At 36.4% G+C, this 18,197-nt stretch carries 19 protein-coding genes and 1 riboswitch; of the genes, 11 read left to right on the forward strand and 8 right to left on the reverse strand.

Annotated elements, in window-relative coordinates:
- The first annotated feature begins 129 nt into the window (after positions 1 to 129).
- Positions 130 to 242, forward strand: a riboswitch (SAM riboswitch).
- Positions 243 to 364: 122 nt separating this feature from the next.
- The gene (locus MHB75_RS14030) at positions 365 to 1,654 is read left to right on the forward strand and encodes an O-acetylhomoserine aminocarboxypropyltransferase/cysteine synthase family protein (RefSeq protein WP_141274831.1); all 1,290 of its coding nucleotides are present in this window, start codon (positions 365 to 367) and stop codon (positions 1,652 to 1,654) included.
- A gap of 226 nt (positions 1,655 to 1,880) precedes the next feature.
- On the forward strand, positions 1,881 to 2,864 hold the full coding sequence (locus MHB75_RS14035) for a homoserine dehydrogenase (RefSeq protein WP_121176460.1): 984 nt from the start codon (positions 1,881 to 1,883) through the stop codon (positions 2,862 to 2,864).
- A 75-nt stretch (positions 2,865 to 2,939) separates the two neighbouring features.
- On the opposite strand, the gene MHB75_RS14040 is transcribed toward MHB75_RS14035, so the two are convergent.
- Entirely contained in the window at positions 2,940 to 3,383 is a 444-nt protein-coding gene (locus MHB75_RS14040; RefSeq protein WP_340998381.1) for a hypothetical protein, read from the reverse strand.
- 230 nt (positions 3,384 to 3,613) lie between these two features.
- On the opposite strand from MHB75_RS14040, the gene MHB75_RS14045 reads away from it, so the two are divergent.
- Positions 3,614 to 5,284 carry an L-lactate permease gene (locus MHB75_RS14045; protein ID WP_340998383.1) on the forward strand — a complete coding sequence of 557 codons (1,671 nt, stop codon included), beginning with the start codon at positions 3,614 to 3,616 and terminating at the stop codon, positions 5,282 to 5,284.
- Positions 5,285 to 5,348: 64 nt separating this feature from the next.
- Here the strand turns inward: MHB75_RS14045 and MHB75_RS14050 are convergent, their stop codons facing one another.
- Positions 5,349 to 5,579, reverse strand: a complete 231-nt coding sequence (locus tag MHB75_RS14050) for a helix-turn-helix domain-containing protein (RefSeq protein WP_141274827.1) — start codon at positions 5,577 to 5,579, stop codon at positions 5,349 to 5,351.
- A gap of 103 nt (positions 5,580 to 5,682) precedes the next feature.
- Here MHB75_RS14050 and MHB75_RS14055 point away from each other — a divergent pair, with 103 nt between their 5' ends.
- From MHB75_RS14055 to MHB75_RS15150, 5 genes are all read left to right on the forward strand, one after another.
- On the forward strand, positions 5,683 to 6,552 hold the full coding sequence (locus MHB75_RS14055; RefSeq protein WP_340998386.1) for a DMT family transporter: 870 nt from the start codon (positions 5,683 to 5,685) through the stop codon (positions 6,550 to 6,552).
- Between the two features lie 82 nt (positions 6,553 to 6,634).
- Positions 6,635 to 7,336 (forward strand): response regulator transcription factor, encoded by a 702-nt coding sequence (locus MHB75_RS14060; RefSeq protein WP_340998388.1) that lies wholly within the window; start codon positions 6,635 to 6,637, stop codon positions 7,334 to 7,336.
- Positions 7,311 to 7,478, forward strand: a complete 168-nt coding sequence (locus MHB75_RS14065) for a hypothetical protein (protein ID WP_156422379.1) — start codon at positions 7,311 to 7,313, stop codon at positions 7,476 to 7,478. The genes MHB75_RS14060 and MHB75_RS14065 overlap by 26 nt, the downstream gene beginning before the upstream one ends.
- Positions 7,471 to 9,654 carry a HAMP domain-containing sensor histidine kinase gene (locus MHB75_RS14070; RefSeq protein ID WP_340998390.1) on the forward strand — a complete coding sequence of 728 codons (2,184 nt, stop codon included), beginning with the start codon at positions 7,471 to 7,473 and terminating at the stop codon, positions 9,652 to 9,654. The genes MHB75_RS14065 and MHB75_RS14070 overlap by 8 nt, the downstream gene beginning before the upstream one ends.
- Before the next feature lie 131 nt (positions 9,655 to 9,785).
- Entirely contained in the window at positions 9,786 to 9,992 is a 207-nt protein-coding gene (locus tag MHB75_RS15150) for an HNH endonuclease (protein ID WP_445667010.1), read from the forward strand.
- Between the two features lie 368 nt (positions 9,993 to 10,360).
- Here the strand turns inward: MHB75_RS15150 and MHB75_RS14075 are convergent, their stop codons facing one another.
- From MHB75_RS14075 to MHB75_RS14100, 6 genes are all read right to left on the reverse strand, one after another.
- On the reverse strand, positions 10,361 to 11,659 hold the full coding sequence (locus tag MHB75_RS14075) for a helix-turn-helix domain-containing protein (protein ID WP_141273925.1): 1,299 nt from the start codon (positions 11,657 to 11,659) through the stop codon (positions 10,361 to 10,363).
- A gap of 92 nt (positions 11,660 to 11,751) precedes the next feature.
- Positions 11,752 to 12,387: a response regulator transcription factor gene (locus tag MHB75_RS14080; protein WP_068456295.1), complete on the reverse strand. Its 636-nt coding sequence runs from the start codon at positions 12,385 to 12,387 to the stop codon at positions 11,752 to 11,754.
- Complete coding sequence (locus tag MHB75_RS14085; RefSeq protein WP_141273926.1) at positions 12,384 to 13,415, reverse strand: sensor histidine kinase; 1,032 nt, start codon at positions 13,413 to 13,415, stop codon at positions 12,384 to 12,386. Before MHB75_RS14085 ends, MHB75_RS14080 begins: the two co-directional genes overlap by 4 nt.
- Positions 13,412 to 14,110 (reverse strand): cell wall-active antibiotics response protein LiaF, encoded by a 699-nt coding sequence (liaF, locus tag MHB75_RS14090; protein WP_338838503.1) that lies wholly within the window; start codon positions 14,108 to 14,110, stop codon positions 13,412 to 13,414. The genes MHB75_RS14085 and liaF overlap by 4 nt, the downstream gene beginning before the upstream one ends.
- A 118-nt stretch (positions 14,111 to 14,228) precedes the next feature.
- On the reverse strand, positions 14,229 to 14,855 hold the full coding sequence (locus MHB75_RS14095; protein WP_340998396.1) for a PspA/IM30 family protein: 627 nt from the start codon (positions 14,853 to 14,855) through the stop codon (positions 14,229 to 14,231).
- Between the two features lie 25 nt (positions 14,856 to 14,880).
- Positions 14,881 to 15,231, reverse strand: coding sequence for a lmo0954 family membrane protein (locus tag MHB75_RS14100; RefSeq protein WP_068456284.1), 351 nt, complete (start codon positions 15,229 to 15,231; stop codon positions 14,881 to 14,883).
- Positions 15,232 to 15,409: 178 nt separating this feature from the next.
- Between MHB75_RS14100 and MHB75_RS14105 the strand changes: the two genes are divergently transcribed.
- The 3 genes from MHB75_RS14105 (at position 15,410) to MHB75_RS14115 (ending at position 18,196) form a co-directional block, all read left to right on the forward strand.
- On the forward strand, positions 15,410 to 16,495 hold the full coding sequence (locus MHB75_RS14105; protein WP_141273930.1) for a metallophosphoesterase: 1,086 nt from the start codon (positions 15,410 to 15,412) through the stop codon (positions 16,493 to 16,495).
- 83 nt (positions 16,496 to 16,578) lie between these two features.
- Positions 16,579 to 17,400, forward strand: coding sequence for an undecaprenyl-diphosphate phosphatase (locus MHB75_RS14110; RefSeq protein ID WP_340998400.1), 822 nt, complete (start codon positions 16,579 to 16,581; stop codon positions 17,398 to 17,400).
- Between the two features lie 115 nt (positions 17,401 to 17,515).
- A complete protein-coding gene (locus MHB75_RS14115; RefSeq protein ID WP_020188981.1) occupies positions 17,516 to 18,196 on the forward strand; it encodes a response regulator transcription factor in 681 nt (226 codons plus the stop codon).
- Position 18,197: the final 1 nt, after the last annotated feature.

Consider the following 18,197-nt stretch of genomic DNA (forward strand, 5'->3'; position numbering starts at 1 on the left):
ATTTAAAAATAAAATTGTATTTTAAAAGAATTAAATCAGTATAATAAAAATTTTCAGAAAAAAGATTGACGAATGAAAAATAGATGACTATACTAGATAGAAATTGATGGAAACATTATATGTTTAAAACCTTTATCAAGAGTGGCGGAGGGATAGGCCCTGCGATGCCCAGCAACCAGTTTCTTTTTTGAAACCAAGGTGCTAATTCCTACAGATTTTTTATCGGATCTGACAGATAAGGGGAGGACCATGTTCGATAAAGCCCTCTTCTTACCTAAGAAGAGGGCTTTTTTTATAAAATCCTTCTCCTATAATTCCTTATTCCGATGTCCATCATCATAATTCATTTTAGGAGGAATCATATATGACAGAATTCAAAAAAGAAACATTAGCCGTACATGGCGGACAATCACCAGACCCCGTAACAGGAGCAATTGCAGTACCTATTTACCGTACAACTGCATATCAATTTAATGATTCAGAACATGCTCGTAAATTATTCGCACTAGAAGAAGCAGGCAATATTTATTCACGCATTATGAATCCAACAGTTGATGTGTTTGAAAAACGTGTTGCCTTATTAGAAGGAGGAACAGCAGCAGTCGCTCTATCTTCAGGTATGGCTGCTATCTCATTTAGTATTTTAAATATTGCGCGTGCAGGAGATCATATTGTAGCTGCGAATAGTTTATATGGTGGCACGTACAATTTATTTGCGAATACACTTCCACGTTACGGTATTACAACAACATTCGTTGATGAACGCGAGCCTGAGAAGTTTGCAGAAGCGATTCAAGAGAACACAAAAGCGCTATATGTTGAAACAATCGGAAATCCAAGTTTATCAGTAGTTGACTTAGAAGCATTTGCAAAAATTGCACATGAACATCAAATTCCACTCATCGTCGATAATACATTTGCTTCACCAGTTGGATGTAACCCGATTGAACATGGTGCAGATATTGTGATTCACTCGGCAACAAAGTGGATTGGTGGACATGGTACAACAATCGGTGGAATTGTAGTGGATGCAGGGAAGTTCGACTGGACACAGGGTAAATTCCCAGACTATACAGAACCAGATGCTTCTTATCATGGTATTCGCTATGGTGTGGATGCACCGAATGCAGCGTTTGCAACACGTTTACGCGTTCAATTATTACGTGACTTCGGTCCGACATTGAGTGCAGATGCAGCCTTTAACTTCTTACAAGGTTTAGAGACACTTCATTTACGTGTGCTACGTCATAATGAAAATGCACATAAAGTAGCGACATTCTTACGCAATCATGAACAAGTGGAATGGGTACACTATAATGGATTTGAAGATAGTGAGTATGCGCCACTCGTAGAAAAATATTTAAAAAATGGTGCAGGTTCTGTTTTAACATTTGGTATTAAAGGTGGGCGTGAAGCAGGTCGCAAGTTCATTGATGCAATTGAGCTATTCTCACATGTAGCCAATGTAGGTGATGCGCGTTCATTAATTATTCACCCAGCTTCAACAACACATCAACAATTAAATGAAGAAGAACTTATTCAATCAGGTGTGCCAGAAGAACTCATTCGTTTATCAATCGGCCTTGAAAATGCAGAAGATCTAACTCATGCGTTAGAGCAAGCATTCCAACAAGTAACAGTGGTCGCAAAATAGGTTCTAAAATCAGTTATATATAATAGAAGGAACTGACTCAATCCGTTGTAGGCAGTTCCTTTTATTTTCTAAAATTCAGTATTTAGTGACCTCTTAGAAAAAACAATTGTCCTTCTGAAAAAGAATTTTCTTGAAATATGTCTTTAAATACGTTAGAATTTTCATTAAGTTGTGAAATGAACGTTCAAAATAAACAAATTAAATTTAATCATTGGAGGCGAACAATATGACAGCAGTGAAGGTGGCAATCCTAGGGTTCGGAACGGTAGGAGAAGGCATTTTTAACATTTTGAAAGAAAAGCGAAAGCAATTGAAAGAAACACTGGGTGTGGACATCGAAGTAGCAAAAATTTTAGTCCATAATGTTTCAAAAGAGCGCGAAGGTGTAGATGCGTCTTTATTAACGAATCGTTTTGAAGATATTTTAGCATTGCCACAATTAGACGTTGTCTTTGAAGCAATTGTTGGAGAAGAACCAGCATATGGTTATTTAGATGCAGCAATTGAAAAAGGCGCGCACGTTATTACTGCAAATAAAGTCATGTTTGCTAAATTTGGTCAAGCGCTACAAGAGAAGGCGAAAAAATACGGTGTACAAGTAGGTTTTGAAGCAACTACTGCAGGTGGTGTACCGGTAATTAAAACAATGGAGACAATCTTACGTGTGAATGATGTATTACACATTCAAGGTATTTTAAATGGCACATCGAATTATATCTTAACGCAAATGCGTACAGAAGGTATTTCATTCGAAACAGCTTTAAAAAATGCACAAGATTTAGGATATGCAGAAGCAGATCCATATAATGATATTTCAGGACAAGATGCTTTCAAAAAGCTAATGATTTTAAGTGCGCTCGCATTCGGTAAACAACCGAACTGGGAAGATGTAAAAGTGGTAGGTATTTCTGAAATTACATTGGAACAAGTACAACAAGCAGATGCAAATGGCCAACGCTATCGCCATATTGCAGAAGTTTCTATTGATGAAAACGGTAAAATTCATGCAGAAATTGGACCTCAACTTGTTGATGCAGCACATCCGTTATATGCAATTGATGGCGTCGATAATGCAGTCGCACTTGATACGAACTATATCGGTAAGATTACATTAGTAGGTCCTGGTGCAGGTATGTATCCAACTGCTTCTGTAATGGTAGAAGATTACGCGAGTATGCTATCGAAACAATCGGTTGTTGTACCCGTTTGAAAGTCATAGCAAAATATAAGAAAAGCCAGAATTACGCTTTATCACGCGATTCTGGCTTTTTGTTGTGAACTTGATTTAGTTAGCAGTTACTTCATTTATTAATGCTCTCATGAATTTTTCAAGTGAAACAAGAGCTTCTAATAATGTGCCATCTTCTTTAAATCCTTCAATAGCAGTAAGTGCAATATTAATCTCCCACAGTCCTTCATTACCTGAAAAGCTAGCTGAAGAAGCACCGAAAATCGAACGTAAATGAGTGTGTAAATATTCTTTAATCGCAGTAGCATATTTTTTCTGTAAACGTAAACCAAATAAAGCAGTATATGCATCGAACATCTCATCATATTCAAATACAACAGCATCCATCTTTAATTCTTCAAAAAGTGGTGATTCCATATATAAAAACTCTTGATCATGTTCTTTTAGAAAGTGAATAGGTGAAGTTAAAAAATCTGCACCTTCTGTAGCAATTAAATCATCTGTTTGTTTATGACAGCGTTCAATTTGTGTAATTTCCATGTAAAACACTCCGTTTCTCTGTTTGTTCTTTTTGTATTATAGCATGAAAGAGAGTAGACAGTTTTTTTCTGAAAAGAAGAGAAGTTAAAATTTTTTGAAAAAAAGATTGTTTTTTCTAATATTTTGAATATATAATCTTAATTAGGTCATCTGATGACCTAATGTTATATTGAATTTTTTCAAAATATCGAAAATTCAATACGTAACGATGTACATAAGGGGGAGAAAAAATGACATTCACGCAAAATTTCACCGCTGTAGGGGACAGCTTATGGTGGACGGCGCTTGTAGCTATTATTCCAATACTTTATTTTTTCTGGGCACTTGCCATTAAAAAGATGAAGGGGCATATCGCAGGTCTTACCACGTTATTAATCGCACTTATTCTAGCCGTTGTGGCATTTGACATGCCTGTTAAAACAGCCGTTATGTCAGCAAGTCAAGGTGCAGTCTATGGACTTGTGCCAATCGCTTGGATTATTGTCACATCTGTATTTTTATATAACATCACAGTAAGAGTAGGACAATTTGATATTATTCGTTCATCTGTACTTTCAATTACAGAAGACCGTCGTATTCAAGCATTATTGGTAGCGTTTTCTTTTGGTGCGTTTTTAGAAGGAGCAGCAGGATTTGGTGCGCCCGTAGCAATATCAGCTGCATTACTAGTCGGTTTAGGGTTTAATCCATTATATGCAGCAGGTTTATGTTTAATCGCAAATACGGCACCCGTAGCATTCGGAGCAATTGGGATTCCAATTATTGCGATGGAAGGACCAACAGGTATTCCAGCATTAGAAATTTCAAAAATGGTTGGACGACAGTTACCAATCTTATCAATCTTCATTCCATTCTTCCTTGTATTTATTATGACGGGATGGAAGAAGACAATTGAAGTATTACCAGCAGTTCTTGTATCGGGTATTACATTCGCAGTAACGCAATTTTTATCTTCAAACTTCTTAGGACCTGAGTTACCAGATGTACTTTCTGCATTAGTGTCACTTGTAGCATTAGCAGTATTCATGAAGTTCTGGCAACCCAAAACAATTTATCGTTTTAAAAATGAAGAGCAAACAGCAACATTACAAATTGAAAGATATTCAGCAGGTAAAATCTTTAAAGCATGGTCACCATTTATCTTATTAACAGCTTTAATCTCGTTATGGGGTATTCCAACAATCAAAACGGCTTTAACAGGTCATTATGAAGGAAGTAATGCGATTTTAAGTGCTATTAATTCACTTGGTAAATTCCTAACATTCACACCTGAAGTACCTTTTGTGAATAATCAAATTATCGATGGGATGACGGAATTACCGATTGCGGCTGTTTATAAATTAGAGTTATTAGGCGCAGCAGGTACAGCCATCTTTATTGCGTGCTTCATTACAAAATTCATCTTTGGTATGAGCTTTAAAGCATGGGGGCAAACATTATTTTCAACATTAAATGAAATCAAGTTCCCAATCGTTACAATTTGTGCGGTAGTTGCTTATGCTTATGTAACGAATGCAGCAGGTATGATGACGACACTTGCACTTGTGTTAGCAAAAACAGGCGCATTATTCCCATTCTTCTCACCTGTACTTGGTTGGTTAGGCGTATTTATCACAGGTTCAGATACATCAGCGAACGTAATGTTTGCGAAGTTACAACAAGTAACAGCAGGGCATGTAGGAATGGATCCAGTATTAGCACTTGCAGCGAACTCATCTGGTGGTGTAACAGGTAAGATGATTTCACCACAATCCATTGCAGTTGCAGCAGCAGCTGTTGGATTAGTCGGACGTGAATCAGAGTTACTTCGTTTCACATTAAAATATAGTATTATTCTATTACTATGTATTTGTATCATTACGTTTTTACAAAGTAATGTATTAGGTTGGATGGTTCCTTAATAGTTAAACAATAAAAAAAGAGAAATCGTCGTGTAATTTGGCATGACGGTTTCTCTTTTTTGTATTAGTCTTCATCTTTTACATCGATATCTTCAGGAATCGGCGTATTTTTCCATATTTCAATTTCGTGTTTTACTTGTTCAAGTTGTTCAAAATATGTGTCAAATTGTTGTGTATTAATTAAAAAATCCTGTCCGTCATGAACCGAGTGAATGCGTCCTTCTAACACATAGCGCATGACTTGTGATTCGGGCATATTAATCTCTTTTGCGGTTTCGGCAATTGTTTTATACATTGAAACACCTACCTTCTATTGTAGTATAATGCAAAACATATCTTGCCTCAATAAAACTTTAATTGGTATATTTAAGTAGAATAGGGGATTGGAGGAATACATAATGAAAGCTATACCATACATACTCGTGTTATGTGCAGCTGTTTTATGGGGGACAGTTGGTACAACACAAACATACTTAACAGAAGGCATTCATCCAATTCCGATTGCGATGATGCGTTCATTAATTGGTGGAGGAATCTTATTAATCATCGCGATTCTTTTGAAAAAGATCTCATTTCGAACGTGGTCTTGGAAACAAACTTTTTTCGCTGCATTGTCGATGGCTTTGTTCCAACCACTTTTTTTTACATCTGTACATTTAACAGGTGTCGCAGTAGGAACCGTTGTGACGATTGGTAGTTCACCGATTTTTGCGGGCTTAATTGAATGGCTCTTTTTAAAAACAAGACCAACTAGAACATGGGCATTTGCGACATGCTTTGCGATTATCGGTTGTGTACTGTTATTTACAAGTAAAGGCGAAACAACAATTGTCCCAAGTGGCATTCTATGCGCTCTTTGTGCAGGAGTTGCCTTTGCAACCTATACAAATGTTAGTAAAGTATTGTTAGAAAAAGAAGCAGCATTACCTTCTGTTGCGATGACATTTACGATGTGTGGCGTCATCTTGTTACCATTTTCACTCTTTTTAGGCGTCGAGTGGATTGGGATTCCGAGTAATTGGCTACCACTCTTTGTGATGGGTGTAGCAGGAACAAGTATTGCCTACTTATTATTTTTACGCGGGTTACATGCGATTTCATCTTCTGCAGCAGTCACGCTATCACTAGGAGAACCATTAACTGCGGCATTATTAGGCGTCTTTTTAGTAGGTGAAAATTTAAGTCTTACCGCATGGGTTGGCGTAGCCTTTTTATTAGGCGGTATTCTTGTTGTGACGTTAAAAGGAAAGCAGCCGATAGAATCTTAAGAAAATCTTCATATTTATCCTAAGTAGATGTTAAGAAATAAACGATATAGTAAGAGTAAGCAAAAGAGCAGGAGGAATACAGATGGAATACACAATTTTAGTAGCAGATGATGATCAAGCCATTCGAGATGGTATTGAGATTTACTTAAAAAATGAAGGTTATCATGTACAAAAAGCAGCTGATGGTCAGGAAGCATTAGAGATTTTAAAACAACATGAAATTCATTTGATTATCATGGATGTGATGATGCCAAATTTAGATGGTATTGCTGCTACGTTTAAAATACGTGAAGACCAAAATATTCCGATTATCATGCTCAGTGCGAAAGTAGAGGAAACAGATAAAATACTTGGTTTATCTATGGGAGCAGACGACTATATCGGCAAGCCTTTTCATCCTTTAGAATTATTAGCACGTGTGAAGTCACAATTACGTCGTTACATGCGTTTTGGGTCATACGAACAAAAAGAGCAACAATCAAACGAAATTGTTGTGGATGGTCTCGTATTAAATAATGACACCAAAACGATAACAGTCGATGGGGATGAGGTCAAACTCACACCAATCGAATTTAAAATTACACAACTATTAATGGAGCATGTAGGGCGTGTTTTTTCCATTGATGAAATTTATGAGCGAGTTTGGAAAGAAGCTGCTTATAATGCAGATAATATTGTGGCGGTACATATTCGAAAAATTCGAGAGAAAATAGAGGTCAATCCCAAAAACCCGAAATATGTGAAGGTGGTGTGGGGAGTTGGATACAAGATCGACAAGTCTTAAATCAGTGATTGCCTCTTTAGCGGCACTTAGTTTAGCGATTATTTGTTTGATTTATTGTTCTCAAATTTTCTTCCATGAATGGGGTAACCCGAATGTACTACTCGCAAAATTAAAGATGTTGGGAGAGAATGTGAATGGCTAAATGGATGAAACCGTTCATTTCATTAAGTATGGCACTTGCGATGGTTTCAATTTTCTTAATTGTCATCTTGCAGTCTACGTTATTTAAAAGTTATTTTGAATCGAATACATTCCAAGAGAAGTTATCGAATTATAAGACGAGTCTGGCTTATTTTGAACTCGACTCGATGACAAAAGAACAGGCGATTAAAGACATCAATATTACGAATGAACAAATTGAAAATTATCGTACAGAGAACGGAACGTTGAGCGACCAAATTATGAGTATTCGTGATGAATATGTAGCGCGAATTCAAGAAGCAGAAGATATGGAGGCAACATCACTTTCTGATAAGTTGAAAAAAGAACGCGATGCAAAAATCAAAGAAGTGACGCGTATATTTGAAGATCGTAACTATGTAAAAGAAAAATTAATCAAACAGCAGAAAAAAGAAATTACGCTTTATTATGAAAAACGTGACAAATATCGCGAATTACTAAAAAAACAATATCCTTATTTCTCGTATGATTTAGAAAATGTTGATACAGGTGAAACATTTAAAAATGCAACAGAGGAAAAAAATCCACTATTTAAAATTGCTTTTCGCTCAACAGAGTATGGTGCTTTTTACGATATTAAATCACTAGAAGATTTATCGTATGTATCAGGATTTGAAGATCTACAAGAAACAAATGGTTTCATGATGACAGATATCCCAGTTTATACAGGACAAATCTTTATTAATCAAGATGCGACAGGTGTTGCAGAATTACTGAAAGAAAAAGACAAATACGAAATCGTGCAGTATGCCTTTTATATTTTCTTTGGTATTTCAGGACTTTTCTTCATCATTGCGTGTATTTTATTAATTAAAAAACGCCATATGTATCGTGTATATCAAGCGCCTGCTGAAATTCAAATGCTTGCAGCGATTGCTTTCTTTATTATTGCGATGGGTCTATCCATTGAGATTGCTAATAACACTAATAACTATTTGAATTATCAAGGGTACACTTCTATATTCGAAATGCTTGTAATGTGTATCTTAATTGGTTTAGTAATTTGGGTGTTAATGGACGTAACGATTAAACTCGTTTTATCTGTATTCTATGCTTTTGCGGATAAGAAAAAACTATGGGAAACATCTGCGACGAAATGGGTCATTCATATTTTTAAGAATGGTTTAATAAAGAGTCCCATCTTTATTAAAGTAACGCTGTATCTCATTATCATTTTCTTAGCTGGATTCGGCTTTATGGTTATGATTTCAAACTTTAATAGTGGATTTATTGTCTTGTTTTATGTTTTCCTCTATATTTTATTTGTTGTTCCGACCACGATTTACTTCTATAAGCAGATTGGGGATTTAAACAAAGTCATTACAACGACGGAGCGAATTGTAGAGCGTGGTAGTGATGAAAAAATTGAGCTAACACGCTACTCAGACTTCAAGAAACTTGCAGAATTGATTAATCAAATGCAAGTAGGTGTGGAAACATCACAGCAACAACAATATAAGAGTGAACGCTTAAAAACGGAGTTAATCACGAATGTTAGTCACGATTTACGAACACCACTAACATCGATTATTACGTACACAGAGTTGCTGAAAAAAGAAAATCTTTCAACAGAAGAACGACTACAATATATTGATGTCGTCGATAAAAAATCACAACGTTTAAAAACATTAATTGATGACTTATTTGAAGTATCGAAGATGAGTTCAGGTAATATCGAATTGCATAAACAAGACGTTGATTTAGCACAGCTTGTCCAACAAGCGATCGGTGAACATGAAACGGACATTGAACAGTCTGGCTTACGTTTCCAAGTACAAATTCCAGACCATGCAGTGACGACACATATTGATGGTCAGCGTTACTGGCGTGTCATTGATAATTTAGTCAGGAATGCGATTAAGTATTCAATGGATGGAACGCGTGTATTTGTGACATTAGAAGACAATGACAAACAAACGGTACTAACTGTGAAGAACATCTCGAAATATGAAATTAGCGAAGATGTCGAAGAACTGTATGAACGCTTCAAACGAGCAGATGCTTCTCGACATACAGAAGGATCAGGTCTTGGATTAGCCATTGCACAATCCATTGTTGATTTACATGAAGGACGTATGGAAATTACGATTGACGGCGACTTATTTAAAGTAACCGTTACGCAACCGAAGAATGTATAAAAAATTAGAGGTTGGGGCATAAGTATAAAAATACTAATTTATATGAGCATAAGAAAAACTGGAATCGCATTATAGCGCGGTTCTAATTTTTTACGAACTCTAAAAAAAGTGTACAAGGACAACGAGCATTGATGACTTCAAAATTAAGAGAAAAAATAAAGGAACGCGATAATTATACGTGTCAAAACTGTAATTTGTCTATAAATGACGAACCCAATTTGCTTTTAGAAATTGATCATATTATTCCTATTTCAAAAGGTGGAATGTCTAGCGAAGATAATCTTCAAACACTTTGTTGGAAATGCAATCGTTCAAAGGGTTCAAAAATCGTAAGCTAATTTTTATTAATATACATAATTAACTTTCTGTATTATACATTCTATCAATTTAAAGAGCTTGGACAGAACAAAATAATATGTCTTAAATGCGAATAATCAAATCAATTGAACGCGTAGAAAACGACTCCTGCGGGAATAGCATGAGCTGAAAACCCCACGGGAACGTAGTGACGAGGAGTTTGAAGCCATGCCCGAACGCTACGTAATGTAGTGGGGCAAGATTTGCAAGAGGACGTTGCGTTCTTTTCTTGCCTACCTCTATTCATTTTTCGAAGCGAAGATTGGTATAAATTAAGAATCCCCTATGATCCAAAATCATAAGGGATTTTCTCTATTTAAAATACTGTTATGTCATACTGGTCTTTTCATTATAGATCTTGCCAATAGTTTCTTCTTTGAATCGTGAGAGAAACTTCATTGGCTTTTTTATAGAGTTTAGCAGCGTCTTCAAAAGACTGTTGTTCATAAAAGACATGACCGAAAGCAATGGCGTATTTCTGGACGAGAATTAATTCCTCACATTCTTCAAAGTATGTAATTGCTTCTTCAATGACATCGGGCTTTAGTGATTCGATATGATGCAACATTTGATAGAACCTAAACTGGAAATAGAATGTTCTGTAAAAAGGTGTGTTTAGATGTTCTGATACAAGTTGAATGCCTTTTTTACACCAATATTGAATGAATGTCGGTTGATTTAGTTTAGAATACTCTTTAATCATATGGTGAATTGCGGCTAATTTTGGTTCTACCGAAACTGTATGTTCCAAACTTTCACGATAATATTGAATGGCTTCTTTTGATTCACCTGTCAGAGCAGCGTGCTGACCTAATTGTTGAAGAATGGTGCCGTATAATTCTTTTTTTTCTAATTGAACAGCAAGGTGATAAGCTGTTTGAAGTGCTTTTTTTGCATATTCAAATAAGCCACTCCGATTATTACAAATGCCAATTTGGATATAACAATTAATAATAGGTGTTTGTAAATTTAGTTTTTCAAAAATCGTGAGAGCGAGATGTGCATGAGAGAAGGCAGCTGAATAGTGATGAATCGTGTACGTTAATTGACTTGAAATAAAATGAAAGTTACCAATGAGCCACTCTGGAATCTCATGTTCATAATCCTGGATGACTTTTTCAGCTTTACTCATAAACTTCATTGCATCTTTATATAATCGATTCTCTAAGCAATAATGGCATGAATTTACATAGAAAATAAAAAGTTGTTCAGGATTTAAATTATTTAAAACAGAGGCAAATGCTGCTGAAATTTCATCTAAATCGAGAATGGGTTGTTTCGCAATAATGGCGATGCGTTGTAAATATAAATTACATTGATAAAAATTTTCACGTGTTGAAAACTCAATATTGAATTCATTAAAGTGGTTCCAAACGATTTGTGCGTGTTCAGCGCTGTTTAAATGGATAGCATATTGAAATGCACGATGTAGTTCACGAAGGAATTCTTCTTCTTGTGACATTTTTAAATAATGCGTATTTAGATTTAGTTTTTTTAAGAGTGCTTCACGAATGTGATCGCGTGGAATAACATGTTCTTTTTCAATTTTGCTTAAATAAGAAGTAGAGCAAATCCCTTTTGCCAAAGCTTGTTGCGTCATGTTCTGTTTAATACGTTCATTTTTAATAATTTGACTATAATTTAGCATGATGACCTTTCTAAAATAAAATTCTTATATTTATTATAGTATAAAATAAATGAAAAACGTCGAACAATTGTGAGGAATTGTTCGACATTTGTTTATTTTGGTACAAGATTATGTGAAAAGGCATAAACGACTGCTTGTGTACGGTCTTGAACATCTAACTTGGAAAGAATATTACTAACATGTGTTTTCACTGTCTTTAAGGCAATGAATAATGTGTCCGCAATTTGCTGGTTGGTCATCCCTTTTGCCATTAATAGTAATACTTCTTGTTCGCGTTCTGTTAAATCTTCGTGTAGGGCACGATCTTGATTTGAGCGCATGCGTTGCATCATTTTGTTTGTGACTTCAGGCTCTAAAACTGATGTTCCGCTGTAAGTTTTACGAATTGCATCGGCAATTTGCTTCGCATTCGTCGTTTTTAATAGGTAGCTAATCGCACCCGCCTCTAGCGCAGGATATACTTTATCATCTTCTAAAAAACTCGTCACAATCATAATTTTCGCTTCAGGCCATTGTTTTATAATTTCTGCTGTTGCTTCTGCACCTGTCATAATCGGCATAACCATGTCCATTAAAATAATATCAGGGCGATATTCTAAACTGCGCTCAACGGCTTGTTGACCATTTTCAGCTTCAGCTACGACTTCCATATCGGGTTGTGCCTGTAAGTATGCAGAGACACCGATTCGCACCATCTCATGGTCATCTGCTAATAATATACGAATCACTTTGTTTCCTCCTGTTCTACAGGGATTTGTACTTCGATAATTGTTCCTTGCTCTGGAATGGATACGACTTTACATGTTCCACCAATTTCAACAGCGCGCTCTTCTACGTTGCGTAAACCATAAGAGCCAGCATGATTATCATCTTGAATAGAAAAACCAACACCATTATCTTGAAGGCGGAATATGACAAGATCATTGCGTTCTACTAGAAGTAGTTGGACTTCAGTTGCTTTTGCATGGCGCAATGTATTTGATAAAGTTTCCTGTGCAATTCTAAAGACATGATCTTCAGCACCTTTTGGGAGCGATACTTCTTCTAGGCGCTCTTGAATGTTAAAGTAAACTTTTTGACGTAGCTCATCGAGTAAATCTTGTAAACCTTGTGCTAGTGATTTATTTTTCAGTGCAATTGGTCGCAAATGAAGCAGTAATGCGCGCATCTCTAGTTGTGCTTGTTGAATAATTTTTTCAGTTTGTTGAAGTTGTTTTTGATTTGCCTCAGGCAGTGTTTCACCAATTGTTTCATTCGTAGCCGAGAGAAGCATAGACGCTGCGAATAATTGTTGTGATACGGAATCATGTAATTCACGTGCGAGACGTTGGCGTTCCTGAATAAGACGCTCTTGTACTTCTTTTTCTTGAATATTTGCATGATCATTCGTTAGACGTTGCAAGCTTTTCTTTTGTGTTTGGACTAAATCATCAATCGCCTGCAACTTTTTGAAATTCTTTTTAGAGACAGGACGCTTTTTCGTTGTTTGAAATTGACCTTCTAAAATAAGATTCAATTGTTTGGTTAGTTGATTTTCTTTTTGAATGGTTAGAGAATTTGACCACATGGCAATTAATAGACTAAATCCACCGAAGAAAATCAACATCCAAGCGCCATAGGGTAAGCTTGCATAATTTTTTTCATAGAGCATTTCCCATTGTGTTGAATTTTCGCCCCACAACATATATAAAATCATCGCGAGTAAGGCGAAGGAGATGGTCGCTAAAAAAAGCGTTCGTAAAATTACTTTTGTCATTTTCTAAGCACCTCCAAATCGCCTGAGAAAGAAGAGGCAGCGATAATTAATTCACGTTCAGGAAGTTCATGTTCACAATAACCATCTTTGACAGCGAGTGACTCATTCCAGAGGCGTGGGTATTTATGTTGCATGATAGTTGCCTCGCCCATTAAAGCATTGTAGTAAATACGTACAGGTATTTCATAAGGAACGACGACGGTTATTTTACCAATCCCTTGACGAATTGAGATAAGAGAAGCCCCTTTCGGTAAGATGGTATCGGTTGTATCAATCGTAATTTGTCCAACGAAATTTTGAACGTGGACATCTTCCCACACATAAGAGGTGTTAAGTGTGTCATCAAATTGGAAGAAATTATTTTTCTTTTTTCGTTCACGCGGACGTTCTTCTGTAGAAGAAGTATTCACATGAACAGTAGCAGGTGTGTCTTCACGCATTTTAAAGAGTATATAAATAACGGTTACAAATAATAGAATGCGTAAACTCCACATGGAGAGAACGGAAAGAATGAGTAAACCCAAACCGAGCCAAAAGAATAATTTTCGTTGTTTTTTCATGGATACATAAATGAGTCCAATACCAATCAGTGCAAAAATCATCATGTCACTTCCAAAAAGTATTCCCTCAGCAACGATGCAAAGTAGTGCAGCAAATAGCAAAGTTGTCATCGTATTTGTTTGAATGTGTTTCATCGCCGCTACCTCCATTTCTCGTCGTTCTTTTTTAATACAAAAGAACTGTCCTTCACATCATTTATTATACAGGAAGGACAGTCTATTTTCTTAATTGTACAATAAGCTACAAAGTTTTTTAAGCTTGTTTCTTTTCAAGTGCTTGTAAACGTTGTTCCATTGAAGTAACTTCATGCTCTTGTTCAATTTTTTGACCTAAACGTTCGATATATTGTTCCATTGTTTCGAATTTATCTAGACGTTGATTTTGTTGCCCAGTTGATTCAGGGTCTAATACGCGGTCCATTTGATGATGCGCACGTACAACATTTTCTTTGCCCATTAGTTGTAATTGACGTACACGCATGTTTTTGATTTTGTGTTTCATTTCTTCGAATTTACGCTCTAAGCCGAATAATTCGTTTGTTACTTGTTCAATACTTTGATCAAGTGCTGCGATACGATTTGCGTATGCATTTTTTTCTTGTTCAGCGAATTCAATTAAATCAACTTCGCCACTTGCTTGTGCTAATTCTAGTTGTGCTTGACGTTTTTCGAACATTTCAATTGCTTGAACACGTTCTTTCTCAAGCTTTTCTTTTAATTGACCTTGTCTTTCTAAATACTTACCTGTTTGTTCCGTTTGCTTTTCAGCTTCGCGAATATATTGATTTAACATCGCGATTGGATTTTTTTCCTCTTTTTTATCGAAAAATTGATGTAAGTCTGCCTCGATTGAATATTTTAAACGTTGTAGTAAACCCATTGTTCACTACCTCCTTTTGTCATTATTATTTTTGTAATTCGTTCCACTGTTTTTCAAAGTTTGTGAATGGATCATCTGATTTTTGTGTAAATACAGGTTGAGCTTCTTTTTGATTCCACTTCTTGTAGATGAAGTAACCGCCTGCTACTGCAACAAGTGCCACTAAACCAGGAATATTTGAGATACCTGATGTTAAACCGATGATTCCAACGATTACCCAGACAACTTTTGCAAATGTTGAGCGAGCTTTCAAATAGAAGTGAATACCTGCGTATAAAACAGCAGCAGATATTAATAAACCTGTTAGTGGTCCGAATAAACTCACCACTGTAATACCGATTACGATTCCTAAAAGTGTTAGCCATACTTTTCTCATGTGAAAAGCGCCTCCCTTCTGTTGATACCTTTATGATACGTGGATTTTTAAAGCTTTTTAACCGTCCTCAAAAGGATTTTCGACTAGGACTAGAGACCGAGAACCTATGCGACTTATAGATAGGAATTGTATTTCGCTGTTTAATTATGGCAAAATATAGACACTGAGGAGGAACAACATGAAAAAATATAGTGTATCTATTTTAGCTTTTCTACTATATAGTGCTGTCGTGTTTTATTTAGGTTGGAATGTTTATACATTCTTACATGATTGGTTTGGAGTTACATGGAAAATACCGTTCTATGTAATTTGGTATGTGATTGGATTTAGTATGTTAATTGGACGACTATCACATAAGTTAGATATTTTCACAATTATTGGCTATTATTGGTTAGCATTTTTTCAATATGGTATATTGCTTTTCCCAATTACGAATCTCATTATTTGGTTAGCACCAAATAGCTCGAGAGATCTTATTGAATTTTTTGTATGTCAGCTATTCATTCTTATTTTCTTATTTGGTAGTTATTATGCTTATACGCCTGTTACACGTATTAAAGAAATTATCATTAAGAATGACTTATTAGCAGATCAAACACTTCGTATTGTTTTAGGAAGTGATTTTCATTTAGGTCTTGTGATGCCAAAACGTCAATTGAAAAAATTTGTTCGTTTATCAAATGCAGAAGAACCGGACCTTGTTTTTTTAGCGGGAGATTTAGTAGATGATTTACCGTATTGGTATGAAAAGAATAATATGATGGAAGAAATGAAGAAATTAGAAGCAACACATGGAGTGTACGGTATTTTAGGAAACCATGAGTATTATGGTAATCAAATTGAAAAAACCGTTCAGTTAATGGAAGAATCACAAGTGAAAATGTTACTAGACGAGACGATTGTAATACAAGATGTCTGTGTTTTAACAGGACGAGAAGATGTAACGAATAAAAATCGTAAACCACTTGAATCGTTGAAAATGGATTCACCACTCCCATGGTTCATTATGGAACACACACCAAAAGACATTGAAACACCGGCAAAGCTAGGGGCGGACTTACAAGTTTCTGGACATACACATCGCGGTCAAATGTGGCCTAATCAATTACTTACGCGTTTATCATTTCCGTTAGATTATGGCTATAAAAAGGTTGAGCAGTTGCACGCAATTACTACATCTGGATTTGGCTTTTGGGGACCGCCTATCCGTACAAATAGTCGAGCAGAATTATGGAGAATCGATATAAAATTTACAAAGTCGTAAAAAAAATAAAGGGTATGTCTGTGTTATCATTTGGGTAATAGTGCAAAGGATACCAAACTTTGCTGTAAAAGGAGCATACGCATGTGAGTGAAATTTTAAAAGCCATTATACTAGGCCTTGTAGAAGGTCTAACGGAGTTTGCGCCCGTATCATCTACAGGGCATATGATTATTGTCGACGATATGTGGCTCAAGACAAAAGATTTTTTAGGTAGTTCTTCAGCGAATACATTTAAAATTGTGATTCAATTAGGATCCATACTTGCTGTTGTTGTCGTCATGTGGAAGAGACTACTAAGTTTGATTGGTCTTTATCATATTGAAGGACAAACGAAACACCATCGCTTCAACTTATTGCATGTCATTGTAGGGATTATTCCTGCGGGTGTTCTAGGTGTGCTTGTTGAGGATTACATAGATGCGCATCTATTTAGTATTAAAACGGTTATTATCGGTTTATTCATTGGAGCCATCTTTATGATGATTGCAGATCGTTTTGCTTGGAAGAAGCCACGCGTCATGTCGCTGGACGATTTAACGTATAAACAAGCTTTCCAAGTAGGGTTGGTCCAATGTCTATCATTATGGCCAGGATTTTCACGTTCAGGCGCTACTATATCAGGTGGTGTACTTCTAGGGCTAGATTATCGTGTAGCAGCTGATTTTACGTTTATTATGGCTGTACCAATCATGGCGGGTGCAAGTGGTCTATCACTTATCAAGCACTGGAACGAAATTAATCCAGCTGATATGGGCTTTTATGCAGTCGGTTTTATTAGTGCCTTCATATTTGCGTTATTATCAATCAAATTCTTCCTGAAATTGATTGACCGCGTTAAACTTGCGCCGTTTGCTATTTACCGTATTGTGGTAGCGATTATTTTAGCGATTATTGTTTTCTTATAATAGAAGAAACTACAAAGAGGTTCGGACATCCGAACCTCTTTTTTTATGCTTTTTCTCATCGTGTTCTAAGAAATACCTGTTAAAATGAAGAAAAAACACAAGGGGTCGTGAGTCGATGGGTGAGCGTATTTTAATTATTGAGGACGAACAAAAAATTGCACGTGTACTTGAGCTAGAACTTCAATTTGAAGGCTATGAAACGGGTGTCGCGCATACAGGAACGGATGGCTTAATTTTGTATCGCGAGCAGTCATGGGATTTAATTTTATTAGATATTATGCTGCCAGAGATGAATGGCCTAGATGTATTAAAGCGTATTCGGGCAACGGAATATGACACGCCGGTGTTACTATTGACCGCAAAGGATGCAGTGAGCGATAAAGTGGCAGGGCTTGACCTCGGTGCTAACGATTATATTACAAAGCCCTTTGAAATGGAGGAGCTCCTTGCGAGAATTCGTGTGACGTTACGTTTTCGTAAAAAGGAGGCGCTTGAAGAAGCCGACCCGTATTTATTCACGGCAGGCCAGTTGCGTCTACATACACAAATGCGTGAGGTGACGTGGCAAGGGGAGCCAGTTGAGCTGACAAAGCGTGAATTTGAACTACTAGCCTATTTTATTGCACATCCGAAGCAGGTTTTAACGCGTGAGCAAATTTTAGATGCGGTATGGGGCTATGATTATTACGGGGATACGAATGTGGTCGATGTCTATGTGCGTTATTTACGCCAGAAACTAGAATCCCAACTAATTCAGACCGTACGTGGTGTCGGCTATGTATTGAAGGAGGGGTAGC

This window comes from Kurthia sp. FSL E2-0154, assembly GCF_038003625.1.
GTDB lineage: Bacteria > Bacillota > Bacilli > Bacillales_A > Planococcaceae > Kurthia > Kurthia gibsonii.